The 11,065-nt window shown below is 73.9% G+C and carries 10 protein-coding genes, 2 pseudogenes and 1 riboswitch; of the genes and pseudogenes, 9 read left to right on the top strand and 3 right to left on the bottom strand.

Translation table 11 applies throughout. The annotated features are described in order from the left end of the window. The first annotated feature begins 294 nt into the window (after nt 1-294). Both tatB and tatC read left to right on the top strand, forming a co-directional pair. Nucleotides 295-837, top strand: a complete 543-nt coding sequence (gene tatB, locus VQ02_RS07430) for a Sec-independent protein translocase protein TatB (protein ID WP_048443536.1) — start codon at nt 295-297, stop codon at nt 835-837. Continuing rightward, the gene (gene tatC, locus VQ02_RS07425; RefSeq protein ID WP_048443535.1) at nt 834-1,637 is read left to right on the top strand and encodes a twin-arginine translocase subunit TatC; all 804 of its coding nucleotides are present in this window, start codon (nt 834-836) and stop codon (nt 1,635-1,637) included. Before tatB ends, tatC begins: the two co-directional genes overlap by 4 nt. An 89-nt stretch (nt 1,638-1,726) precedes the next feature. Here the strand turns inward: tatC and VQ02_RS07420 are convergent, their stop codons facing one another. The 3 genes and pseudogenes from VQ02_RS07420 to cobU all read right to left on the bottom strand — a co-directional run. Continuing rightward, nucleotides 1,727-2,509 carry a prephenate dehydrogenase/arogenate dehydrogenase family protein gene (locus VQ02_RS07420; RefSeq protein ID WP_048443534.1) on the bottom strand — a complete coding sequence of 261 codons (783 nt, stop codon included), beginning with the start codon at nt 2,507-2,509 and terminating at the stop codon, nt 1,727-1,729. Nucleotides 2,510-2,694: 185 nt separating this feature from the next. Continuing rightward, a complete protein-coding gene (gene cobO / locus VQ02_RS38080; protein WP_048443538.1) occupies nt 2,695-3,339 on the bottom strand; it encodes a cob(I)yrinic acid a,c-diamide adenosyltransferase in 645 nt (214 codons plus the stop codon). Next, nucleotides 3,337-3,816: pseudogene (cobU, locus tag VQ02_RS38690) on the bottom strand (bifunctional adenosylcobinamide kinase/adenosylcobinamide-phosphate guanylyltransferase); the annotation flags it as partial. The gene cobO and the pseudogene cobU, both read right to left, overlap by 3 nt. Before the next feature lie 116 nt (nt 3,817-3,932). Further along, nucleotides 3,933-4,134: riboswitch (cobalamin riboswitch) on the top strand. Between the two features lie 31 nt (nt 4,135-4,165). On the opposite strand from cobU, the gene VQ02_RS07410 reads away from it, so the two are divergent. The 7 genes and pseudogenes from VQ02_RS07410 to VQ02_RS07380 all read left to right on the top strand — a co-directional run. Next, nucleotides 4,166-4,342, top strand: a complete 177-nt coding sequence (locus VQ02_RS07410; protein WP_048443537.1) for a CbtB domain-containing protein — start codon at nt 4,166-4,168, stop codon at nt 4,340-4,342. An 85-nt stretch (nt 4,343-4,427) separates the two neighbouring features. Continuing rightward, complete coding sequence (locus VQ02_RS07405) at nt 4,428-5,171, top strand: CbtA family protein (RefSeq protein ID WP_048443533.1); 744 nt, start codon at nt 4,428-4,430, stop codon at nt 5,169-5,171. Further along, a complete protein-coding gene (locus VQ02_RS07400; protein WP_048443532.1) occupies nt 5,168-5,545 on the top strand; it encodes a DUF1636 family protein in 378 nt (125 codons plus the stop codon). The genes VQ02_RS07405 and VQ02_RS07400 overlap by 4 nt, the downstream gene beginning before the upstream one ends. Next, entirely contained in the window at nt 5,542-6,576 is a 1,035-nt protein-coding gene (gene cobW, locus VQ02_RS07395; protein WP_048443531.1) for a cobalamin biosynthesis protein CobW, read from the top strand. The genes VQ02_RS07400 and cobW overlap by 4 nt, the downstream gene beginning before the upstream one ends. 334 nt (nt 6,577-6,910) lie before the next feature. Beyond that, entirely contained in the window at nt 6,911-7,501 is a 591-nt protein-coding gene (locus VQ02_RS07390; RefSeq protein ID WP_048443530.1) for a Uma2 family endonuclease, read from the top strand. 6 nt (nt 7,502-7,507) lie between these two features. Beyond that, the gene (gene cobN / locus VQ02_RS07385) at nt 7,508-10,780 is read left to right on the top strand and encodes a cobaltochelatase subunit CobN (protein ID WP_048443529.1); all 3,273 of its coding nucleotides are present in this window, start codon (nt 7,508-7,510) and stop codon (nt 10,778-10,780) included. Between the two features lie 14 nt (nt 10,781-10,794). Then, a pseudogene (locus tag VQ02_RS07380) lies at nt 10,795-11,065 on the top strand (nitrite reductase); the annotation flags it as partial.

The following is an 11,065-nucleotide window of genomic DNA, read 5'->3' as shown; positions in this document are numbered from 1 at the left end:
CCGGCGGCGTCGCCGGCCCCCGCCCACGTCCCGACCGCGCAGATGCCCCCGGTCCAGGCTCCGCCGGTCACGGCGGCCGAGCCGGTGTCGAACGTCGACCGCAAGGTCGGCTGATCGCTCTCCCGGGGATCGGGCGTGGCCCTGGTCCGCGCCTCCGGGTTCCCGGACGGTCGCATGGCACTCGGCGGGAACCTGCGCGGCGGTGACTGGCGCCGGCGCACCGGCGTGCTAGACAGCCCGCGCGAGGCGCCCGCCGAGGGAGCGCCGCGCGAGTAGGGTCAGGGCCGTCACGCCATGTTCGATTTCAGTTGGGGCGAGGTGATGCTGATCGGCGGCGTCGCGCTCGTCGTCATCGGCCCCAAGGACCTGCCCAAGGCCCTGCGCACCGTCGGCCAGGTCACCGCCCGGCTCAAGCGCATGGCCGGTGAGTTCCAGAGCCAGTTCAGCGAGGCGATGCGCGAGGCGGAACTCGACGAGGTCCGCCGCGAGGTCGAGGGCATCAACCGCAGCGTCGCCTCGGGCACGACGGGCTTCAACCCGGTCCAGACGATCCGCAACGAGCTGCAGGGCGCCGTGGACGGCGTGCCGAAGCCGGCGACCCAGCCGATGCCGGGGACCGATCCCCTCCCGTTCGCCTCCGACCTGCCGCCCGAGCCGGCTTATCCGGCGGCGGAGCCGGCCCTCCCGCCGGTCGTCGAGGAGAAGCCCTCGCCCTCGGCCCTGGCGGCCGCGACCGCGCAGCTCAAGGCCGACGCGGCCCGCGGGACCGATGCGGCCCGCGCCGTCCCGGACGCCTCCGCCCCTCACGACGCAGCCAGCACGGGCCCTAACCCATGATGACCGAGGCCGATGAAGCCGAGATCGAGGCCTCGCGCGCGCCCCTGATCGAGCACCTGATCGAGCTGCGCTCGCGGCTCATCAAGTCGATGCTCGCCTTCGGGGTGATGTTCTTCGTCTGCTTCTTCTTCGCCCAGCACATCTACAACGTGCTCGTCTATCCCTACGTCAGCGTGGTGGGAGCCGAGAAGGCGCGGCTGATCGCGACACACTTCCTCGAGCAGGTCTTCACCAACATCAAGCTGAGCGTGTTCGGCGCCGGCTTCCTGTCGTTCCCGGTCGTCGCCACCCAGCTCTACGCCTTCGTGGCGCCGGGCCTGTATCGCAACGAGCGCCGGGCCTTCCTGCCCTACTTGGTCGCGACACCGATCTTCTTCGTGCTCGGCGCCCTCGTGGTCTACTTCCTGGCGATGCCGCTGCTGATCAAGTTCTCGGTCAGCCTGCAGCAGATCGGCCAGCCGGGCGAGGCCACTATCGAGCTGCTGCCGAAGGTGGACGAGTACCTCTCGCTCATCATGACGCTGATCTTCGCCTTCGGGATCGCGTTCCAGCTGCCGGTGATCCTGACCCTGCTGGGCCAGGTCGGCATCATCGACTCGAAGTTCCTGAAGGAGCGCCGGCGCTACGCCATCGTGCTGGTCTTCGTCGCCGCGGCCGTGCTGACCCCGCCGGACGTGATCAGCCAGCTCTCCCTGGCGATCCCGATGCTGCTCCTCTACGAGGCCTCGGTGTTCTCGGTCCTCGCCATGGAGCGGCGCCGCGAGCGCGCCCGGGCGGCCGAGGAGGCCGCGGGGGAGTAGGGCGTCGCCCGAGCCCTCGCTCCGACACTGCCGACATGCTCCATCGTCATCCCGGGTTCCGCTCCGCGGCCCCGGGATGACGCGGAGCCTCATGACGGCGTCGGGCAGAGTTCAGTGCCGGCCATCTCCACCTCTCCCAGCTCTCCGTCCATCTGCGCCGCCAGGTCGAAGAACCGCCGCCGCACCTCGGCCGCGTAGGGGTTGGCGCGCTCGATGGCGTGGTAGACCTCCGGCGCGTCGTGCCGGACCATGCCGACGGCCTGCATCACCAGGTCGAAGCTGCGCGTCGTCATCCGGGTCGGCAGCGGCTCCATCGCCACCAGCACCTTGGCGATCAGATGCGTCAGGCCCTGCACGGCTGCGGCCTCGCGGTCGTGCGCCTCCGGCGTCGTCAGGATCACCTCGAGGCCGAGCCCCCGCCGCAGGAAGGCCGCGACGCGCCGCGCCCGCCCGCCCCGGACCGGGCAGACTGCGATCTTGAGGCCGCGCAGGCCGTCCCGCGCGCTCTGCGGCCCGAACAGCGGGTGGGTGGCGACGATGTCGATCCCCGGCGGCAGGCCCTCCCGCATGATCGCGGCCGGACCCACCTTCACCGAGCCGACGTCGAGGACGAGGGCGCCCGGCCGCAGGTGTGGAGCAACGGCGCGCACCACCTCGGCGAGGCTCGAGACCGGCGTCGCCAGGATCACCACCGGGCACGAGGCCGCCTCCGCAAGGCCGCAGGGCGCGACGCCGGCCGCCGCGAAGCCCGCCTCCGACACGTAGGGGTCGTGGATGCGCAGCGTGACGTGAGCGGCCAGGTGCGCCGCCACGAGACGACCGAAGGCGCCGAAGCCGATCAGGCCGATCGGGGTGTGAGGGAAGGACGGCACGGGGACCTCGAGGTAGGGCGAGGTCGGCGGGCCCTGGTATCCTGGAAGCCTCAACCGCCGACACGTCGCAGCGGTTGAGAGATGACGAGCACTCCGCCGCTAGGTGAGCGGCGCGTAATAGAATCCGGACAGGATGGTGCTGGTCATGGTCCGAGCCTATAGGCGTGGCCGGACCCGCCCGTCAATCAGAACTCGATGCCCTCCTGCGCCTTCACGCCGGCCGCGAAGTGATGCTTCACCAGGGCCATCTCGGTGACGAGGTCGGCGGCGGCGACCAGCTCCGGCTTGGCGTTGCGGCCCGTCACCACGACGTGCAGGTCCGGCCGGCGCCGGCTCAAGGCGTCCACCACCTCGGCGAGCGGCAGGTAGTCGTAGCGCAGGGCGATGTTGAGCTCGTCGAGGATCAGGAGGCGGATGCCCGGATCGGCCATCAGCGCCTCGGCCTGCGCCCAGGCGGCCCGCGCCGCCGCCACGTCGCGGTCGCGGTCCTGGGTCTCCCAGGTGAAGCCCTCCCCCATCGTGTGCCAGTCGACCTGATCGCCGAAGCGCTCCAGGGCGAAGCGCTCGCCGGTCTCCCAGGCGCCCTTGATGAACTGCACCACGCCGACCCGCCAGCCGCGGCCGAGCGCCCGGAGCATCAGCCCGAACGCCGCGGTCGACTTGCCCTTGCCCGGCCCGGTATGGACGATGAGCAGGCCCTTCTCGATGGTCTTGGCCGCGACCTCCGCGTCCTGCACCGCCTTGCGCTTCTCCATCTTGGCGCGGTGGCGCGCCGCCTCTTCGTCGCTCACGCTGTCTCTCCCTTGGACATCAGTGCCCTTGAGGACCATCGGCAGGCCCGCCACCACCAGCACCACCCGGTCGGCGACGGTCGCCAGGCGCTGGTGCAGCCGCCCGGCCTCGTCGCGAAAGCGCCGGGCGAGCGCGTTCTCCGGCACGATGCCGAACCCGACCTCGTTCGACACCAGCACCAGCGGCCCGGCCGCCGCGCGGCAGGCCTCCACCAGCGCCGTGACCTCCGCCGCGAGGTCGGCACCGTCGTCCAGCATCGCATTGGTGAGCCACAGGGTCAGGCAATCGACCAGCACCGGCCGGCCGACTGGTGCCCCGCGGATCGCCGCGGCGAGATCCCGCGGCGCGTCGACCGTGTCCCAGGGCGGCGCCCGGCGGGCGCGGTGATGCGCGATGCGCTCCCGCATCTCCTCATCCCAGGCTCGCGCCGTCGCCACGTAGCGCCAGGGCCCCGGCAGCGCCTCGACCAGCCCCTCGGCATACGCGCTCTTGCCCGAACGAGCCCCGCCCAGCACCAGGGTCAGGCGGGGGGCGGCGCGGTCCGGATCCGGCACGGCGGTCTCCTCGGCATGAATCACGAGGCCGGAGGTGTCGCGGCGGCGGGCGCCGATTGCAACCCCGTCGGCGAGTCGCTAGGGTCGCTCCCGACGGTGCCTCGGCGACGAGGTGAAAAGGGAACGCGGGATCCGGGATCGCCCCGGCGAGCCGCGGCTGCCCCCGCAACTGTGAGCGGTCGAATGCGGCCCGCCATCGGCCACTGGAGCGATCCGGGAAGGCGGTGGGCCGGCCTCGAGGCCGCGAGCCAGGAGACCTGCCGTCACCCCTTCTCTCTCGACGCCGCCGGTGGGGCGGCAGGAGTTCGTCATGGTCGCGATCACCCGGTCCCTCTCCCCCGCCCTCGCCGGCGAGCGCCTGAACGCCATCCTCCTGGCTGCCGCTCTCGGCATCGGGCTGCTGTTCGTCTCCGGCTTCGCGCCCGTGGTCGCCCTGCACAACGCCGCGCACGACTGGCGCCACGCCCACAACTTCCCCTGCCACTGAGCGTGGTCTGAAACCGATCGGGGCTGCCGCCGGCATCCTTGCGGATGCGGGCGCGCGGCCCCGTGCTCGTGCAGGTAACCCTCCGATGACGAAGCGTCTCCTGGCGGCGGCCCTGGTCGCTGGCTTCCTGGCCGCATGCGTGGCCTCGCTGCTGCAATTCGCCCTCACCTCGCCGCTGATCCTGGCGGCGGAGAAGTACGAGACCGCGGCGCTCGAGGCGCCCTCCCGCGCCTTCGCCAATCCGCTGATCGTGCTGGCCCATGCCGGTCACGGCCATGGCGGCGAGGCCGAGTGGCAGCCCGCCCCCGGCCTGCCCCGCCTCGCCTTCACGGCTCTCGCCACCCTGGTGAGCGGCGTCGGCTACGCCCTGCTCCTCGGCGCCGTGCTGGTCGCGACCGGGCGCGAGGTGACGTCTTCCGAGGCCCTCCGGTTCGGCATCGGCGGCTTCCTGGCCGCGAGCCTCGCGCCGGCAATCGGGCTGCCGCCGGAACTGCCCGGCATGGCGGCCGCAGCGCTCGAATCGCGCCAGCTCTGGTGGCTGGCGACGGCGCTCGCCACCGCCATCGGCCTCTACCTGGTGGCGATCCGCCGCGGCGCGGTGGCGGTCGCCCTCGGCCTCGCGCTCATCGTGGCGCCGCATGCCTGGGGCGCTCCGCACGGCCCCGAGGAGATCAGCGCCATGCCGCCGGTCTACGCGGCGCAGTTCTCCGCCCGCTCCCTCGCGGTCGCCTTCGCGTTCTGGGCGGTGCTCGGCCTCGCCTTCGGCTGGGCCTGGGAGGCGGTGGCCGGTCGTGAGGGGGCAGCCGCCCGGCCGGGAGCGGCCGTATGAGCGAACCCGTCACCCTCTACGTCTGCACCACCTGCCGCGACGCCGCCGACCCGGCGGATGGTCCCCGCGCGGGCGCCCGCCTGCACGACGCCCTGGCGGCGGCCCTCGCCGCCCGGCCCGGAGCGCCCGTGCGGATCGCGCCGGTGGAGTGTCTGTCGGTCTGCAAGCGCGCCTGCACGGTGGCGGTCGCGAGCCCCGGGCGCTGGACCTACGTCTACGGCGACCTCGACCCGGCGACCTCCGCCGAGATCATCCTCGAGGGCATCGGCCGCTATGCCGGAACCCCCGACGGCCTCGTGCCCTGGCGCGAGCGCCCGCAGGAGTTCCGCAAGGGCGTCGTCGCCCGCATCCCTCCCGCCCCGGGACTCTCATGACCATCCTGAACAAGATCCCCTGCACGATCGTCACGGGCTTCCTCGGCGCGGGCAAGACGACCCTGGTGCGCCACGCCGTCGAGCACAACGACGGCCGGCGCCTGGCGATCATCGTCAACGAGTTCGGCGATGTCGGCTTCGACGGCAGCCTGCTCGCCGAGTGCGGCATCCCGGGCTGCGACGCCGATGCGGTGGTCGAGCTGCCGAACGGCTGCATCTGCTGCACCGTGGCCGACGACTTCGTGCCGGCGCTGAACAAGCTCCTCGACCGGCCGGAGCCGCCGGAGCACATCCTGATCGAGACCTCCGGCCTCGCCCTGCCCAAGCCCCTGGTCCAGGCCTTCAACTGGCCGGCGATCCGCTCTCGGGTCACCGTCGACGGTGTGGTGGCGGTGGTGGACGGCCCGGCCGTGGCCGCGGGCGCCTTCGCGGATGATCCGGAGGCGCTGGCCGCCCAACGCGCGGCCGATGCCAGCGTGGAGCACGAGAACCCGCTCGAGGAGGTGTTCGAGGACCAGCTCCTCTGCGCCGACCTCGTGGTGATGAACAAGTCCGACCTCCTCGACGAGGCGGAGCGGGCCCGGGTCCGCGCCGAGGTCGAGGCGCACCTGCCCCGCGCCGTCAAGCTCGTCGAGACCTCCCACGGCGCCCTCGACCCGCGGGTGCTCCTCGGGCTCAATGCCGCGGCGGAAGACGACCTCGCCGCCCGTCCCTCGCACCACGAGACGGAGGAGGACCACGACCACGACGACTTCGAGAGCGTGGCGCTCCCGGTGAAGGCCGCCGGCTCCGCTGAGGACCTGGCGGCCCGGGTCGCGACGGCCGCCGAGGTGGCGGGGGTCCTTCGTATCAAGGGCTTCTGCGCCGTCGCCGACAAGCCGATGCGCCTCGTCGTCCAGGGCGTCGGCCGCCGTGTCGCCCACCACTACGACCGGCCCTGGTGCCCGGGGGAGCACCGCGACGGGACGCTGGTGGTGATCGGGCTCTCCGGGTTCGACAAGGAGGCGGTGGCGGCGGCGCTGCGGGGCTGACGGATCAAGCGCGGTTCTGTGCGCATGTCCACCTCTCCCCGCGGGTGGGGAGAGGCCCGAGTCCCGAAGGGGCTCGAGGAGCCCACAAGGCGAGTGTGAGGGGTGGTGTTGGACGAGTCTCACTCGTCGAGACCCCCTCACTCTCGCTCCGGCTTCGCCTCCGCTCGCCGTGTCTCCTGAACGGAGGTGGGATCTTCGATCCCCAGGTCCTCTCCCCGCCCGCGGGGAGAGGAGAGACGCGCGCTTTACTTTCAAGCCTGAACGTCTGAGGCCATAGTCTCGACGTACCACCGGCACCGAACCACTGAAAACCCCAAGCCCGGGAGGGCATCGCATGTCGGAGCCCGCGCCGCGGCGCTGGAGCGTGCAGGACTTCTTCGCCTGGCAGGAGCACCAGGACGAGCGCTACGAGCTGGTCGGCGGCGCGCCGGTCCGGATGAGGGCCGTCGCGCGCAACGTCCGCGACGACATCGTGGTCAACCTCGTGGCGGAGTTCCGCACCCGGCTGCGCGGAAAGCCGTGCCGGCCCTTCACCGGTGACGACAGCGTCGAGACCCTGCCGGGCCAGATCCGCCGGCCCGACCTCGACGTCGATGGCGGCGCCCGCGACCCGAACGGACTGACGGCGGCGGAGCCGCGCCTGTTCGCCGAGGTGCTGTCGCCCTCGACCCGCGACTTCGACGCGTTCGATAAGCTCGAAGAGTACAAGGCGGTCGCGAGCCTCGCGGTGATCCTGCTGGTCGAGCCGAACGCCCCCGAGATCGCACTGTGGCGGCGGGACGCGGACGGTGCTTGGCAGCGCCGCCTCGTCTCCGGGCTCGACCGGTCGATCAATCTGCCGGAACTGGACATGAGCCTGGCGCTGGCGGACGTCTATGACGGCGTCGCCTTCCCGCCGCGGCCTCGCCTGGTTTCGGGGACCTGAGGGCCGATGCACCTCCTGCGCGTCGATACGGTCTCCCTCGACGAGGGCGAGGCGGCGGTCGATCTGGGCCAGGCGCCCGGCGACGTCGTCGCCCTGTCGTTCACCGATTCCGATCTCGCCGGCCTCAGCCAGGCCTATGCGAGCCTGCCGGGCGAGTGGCCGAGCCTGAGGCTCGCCAAGCTGGCGCAGCTGCGCCACCCGCTCTCGGTCGACCTCTACGCCGACGCGGTGATCGCCCGCGCCCGCTTCGTGCTGGTGCGCTGCCTCGGCGGGCTCGACTACTGGCGCTACGGCATCGAGCGGCTGGCCGAGACCTGCCGGACGAACGGCATCCCGCTCGCGGTGCTGCCGGGGGACGATCGGCCGGATCCGCGCCTCGACGCGGTCTCGACGGTGGCGCCGGAGCTGCGGGAGACCCTCGACGCCTACTTCCGGGCCGGCGGCGCCGACAATCTGCGTAGGCTCCTGACACGGATCGCCGCCGAGCTCGGCCGGCCCGTCGTCGCGGAGCCACCGCGGGCGCTGCCTCGGGGCTTTGCCTGGTGCCCGGGCTGCGGCGTCCTCGACCGGCCAGGCCCGACCCCGCGCGCCGTCCTGCCCCGCGCCCTCGTCCTCGTCTACCGCTCGGCGATCCTTGGCGGCGACACCGCGCCGGCGACGGCCCTCGCCGCCGCCCTGTGGGAGCGCGGCCTCGCGCCCACGATCGTCGCGGTAGCGAGCCTGAAGGACCCGGAGGCGGTGGCGGTTTTGCGCGAGGCGATCGCGGCCGAGCGGCCCGCCGTGATCGTCGCCGCCACCGCCTTCTCGGCCCGGGACGACAACGCCTTCGTCCTCGATCGCGCCGACTGCCCGGTGATCCAGGCCTTCACGGTCGGGGCGGGACGGGAGGCCTGGGCGGCCTCGGCCCGGGGCCTCGGCGCGGCCGACCTCGCCATGCAGGTGGCGCTGCCGGAATTCGACGGCCGCCTCGCCGGGTTCCCCCTCTCCCATAAGGAGGAGGCGCCGGAAATCGAGGGCTTTCGCGAGCGCCGGGCGGTGCCGGATTTCGCCGGGATCAGTGCCACCGCCGACCGGGCCGCCGCCTGGGCCCGCCTCGCCGCGACGCCGCGGTCGGCGCGGCGCCTCGCCCTCGTCCTGTCCGACTATCCGGCCCGGGGCGGCCGGGCCGGCTTTGCGGTCGGGCTCGACACCCCGGTGAGCGCCCGGGCCATCCTCGATCTCCTCGGCCGGGAGGGCTACGCGGTCGCGGACGTCCCCGAGCCGGAGGCCCTGATGCGCCGGCTCACCGAGGGGGACGCGGCCCTCGCGGTGCCGCGCGCCGCCTACGCGGCCTGGTGCGCCCGGCTGCCGGCGGAGGCCCGGGCGGCCCTCGTCGCGGAATGGGGCGAGCCCGCCGCCGACCCGGCCTGCCGGGACGGCGTCTTCCGGTTCCGGGCCGTGCGGGCGGGCCGCGTGCTGGTCGCGCTCCAGCCCGACCGGGGCCACAAGGGCGACCGCAAGGCCGGCTACCACGACCCCGATGCGGTGCCGTGCCACGCCTACCTCGCCTTCCACCTCGCGCTCCGGCAGGACAGCGACGCGCTGATCCATCTCGGCACCCACGGCACCACCGAGTGGCTGCCCGGCAAGGCGGTGGCGCTGTCTCCCGCCTGCTGGCCGGCGCTGGCCGTCGGTGCGCTGCCGGTGATCTACCCCTTCATCGTCGACGATCCCGGCGAGGCGGCACCGGCCAAGCGCCGGATCGGCGCCGTCACGATCGGGCACCTGCCGCCCGAGACCGCCGCGGCGGGCCTCGACCCGGAGGCCGCCACCTTGCGCGAGCTGGTCGAGGAGTACTCCGCCGCGACCGTGCTCGACCCGCGCAGGGCCGGCCTGATCGCCCGGGGCATCCTCGAGCGGGCCGGGGATGCGGGGCTCCTCGCCGCTGCCGGGATCGGCCGCGACACGCCGATGCCGGACGCGCTCGCGGCCCTCGACGCCCATCTGTGCGACCTCGCCGAGGTGACGATGCGCGACGGCCTGCACGTCTTCGGCGAGGCTCCCGAGCCCCACGCTGCCTGCGGTCCCGCCGAGCGGGCAGGCCTGCTGCGCGCCCTCGACGGGCGCTTCGTGCCGCCCGGCCCCGCCGGCTCGCCCGCCCGCGGCCGGGCCGACGTGCTGCCCACGGGGCGCAACCTCGCGACCCTCGACCCCCGCGCCCTGCCGACCCGGGCCGCCGCCATGCTCGGCGAGAAAGCCGCGGCGGAAGTGGTGCGCCGCTACCTTCAGGACGAGGGCGAGTATCCGGCCCGCCTCGTCATGGACCTGTGGGCCTCGCCGACCCTGCGCACCGGCGGCGAGGACGTGGCCCAGGCCCTGGCGCTGATGGGCGTGCGCCCGACCTGGGACCACGCCTCGACCCGGGTGACCGGCTTCGAGGTGCTGCCGCTCGCCCTCCTCGACCGGCCGCGGATCGACGTGACGGTGCGGGTCTCCGGCGCGTTCCGTGACACGTTTCCGGACACCCTGGCGCTCCTCGACCGGGCCGCCCGGGCGGTCGCCGCCCGCGAGGAGGACGATTCCGACAACCCGCTCGCCGCCGCGCGGCGCCGCGGCGAGGCCCCGGCCCGGGTCTTCGGCGCGAGCCCCGGCCGCTACGGCGCCGGCACCGCGTCGCTCGCCCTCGACGGCGACTGGGCCGGGCGCGACGACCTCGCCCGGGCCTACCTCGACGCCACCGCTGCGGCGACAGGCGCCGAGGACGCGGATTTCGCCGCCCGGGTCGCGGCGGCGGACGCCTACCTGCACGCCTTCGACGTTGCCGAGCGCGACCTCCTCGACGGCGACGCGGGCGCGGACGCGATGGGGGGATTTGCCGCCGCGGCCGCCTCCCTCGGGGGAGCGCCGGTGCTCTACAGCCTCGACACCAGCCGCCCCGAGGCGCCCCGGGCCCGCACCGCCCGCGAGGACGTCGCCCGGCTGGTGCGCGGGCGCCTCGCCCATCCGCGCTGGATCGCCGCGCAGCTGCGCCACGGCTGGCGCGGCGCGCAGGAGCTGGCCCAGGGGCTCGACGCGGTGTTCGTGCTCGCCGCCGCCAGCGATGCGGTCACCGACGCCGACATCGACCGGCTCTACGACGCCTATCTGGGCGATCTCGCGGTGTGCGAGGCGATCGAGGCGGCCAATCCCGGTGTCGCCCGGGCGCTCCGCGACCGGTTCGCGGACCTGCGCCGCCGCGGCCTGTGGCGCAGCCGGCGCAACTCCCTGGCGGCCCTCGAGTCCAGCGAGGCCGCCGAATGATCCCCGATCGAGCGATGTCCGATCAGGTGAACCCCGCCCCGCGCCGCGGCTGGTGCCCGGGCTTGGCGCGGCCGATGCCGACCGGCGACGGCCTGCTGGTGCGCCTCCACCCGGTGGCCGGCCGGCTCACTGCGGCGCAGGCCCGCGCCGCGGCGCGGGCGGCCCGGGAGGGCGGCAACAGCCTCCTCGACGTGACCGCTCGCGGCAACCTGCAGATCCGCGGGGTAACGGCGGAGAGCCACGGGCGCGTGGTCGGCATCCTGGCCGAGGCCGGCCTCGGCGACG

It is taken from the genome of Methylobacterium variabile (genome assembly GCF_001043975.1).
Classification (GTDB): domain Bacteria; phylum Pseudomonadota; class Alphaproteobacteria; order Rhizobiales; family Beijerinckiaceae; genus Methylobacterium; species Methylobacterium variabile.
This window is presented reverse-complemented; position numbering and strand designations above follow the sequence as displayed.

Bases quoted from the DNA above. Each gene is read 5' to 3' on its own strand.
- tatB (WP_048443536.1), top strand. From the start codon at position 295: ATGTTCGATTTCAGTTGGGGCGAGGTGATGCTGATCGGCGGCGTCGCG.
- tatC (WP_048443535.1), top strand. From the start codon at position 834: ATGATGACCGAGGCCGATGAAGCCGAGATCGAGGCCTCGCGCGCGCCC.
- cobO (WP_048443538.1), bottom strand. From the start codon at position 3,339: ATGGTCCTCAAGGGCACTGATGTCCAAGGGAGAGACAGCGTGAGCGAC.
- VQ02_RS07410 (WP_048443537.1), top strand. From the start codon at position 4,166: ATGGTCGCGATCACCCGGTCCCTCTCCCCCGCCCTCGCCGGCGAGCGC.
- VQ02_RS07405 (WP_048443533.1), top strand. From the start codon at position 4,428: ATGACGAAGCGTCTCCTGGCGGCGGCCCTGGTCGCTGGCTTCCTGGCC.
- VQ02_RS07400 (WP_048443532.1), top strand. From the start codon at position 5,168: ATGAGCGAACCCGTCACCCTCTACGTCTGCACCACCTGCCGCGACGCC.
- cobW (WP_048443531.1), top strand. From the start codon at position 5,542: ATGACCATCCTGAACAAGATCCCCTGCACGATCGTCACGGGCTTCCTC.
- VQ02_RS07390 (WP_048443530.1), top strand. From the start codon at position 6,911: ATGTCGGAGCCCGCGCCGCGGCGCTGGAGCGTGCAGGACTTCTTCGCC.
- cobN (WP_048443529.1), top strand. From the start codon at position 7,508: ATGCACCTCCTGCGCGTCGATACGGTCTCCCTCGACGAGGGCGAGGCG.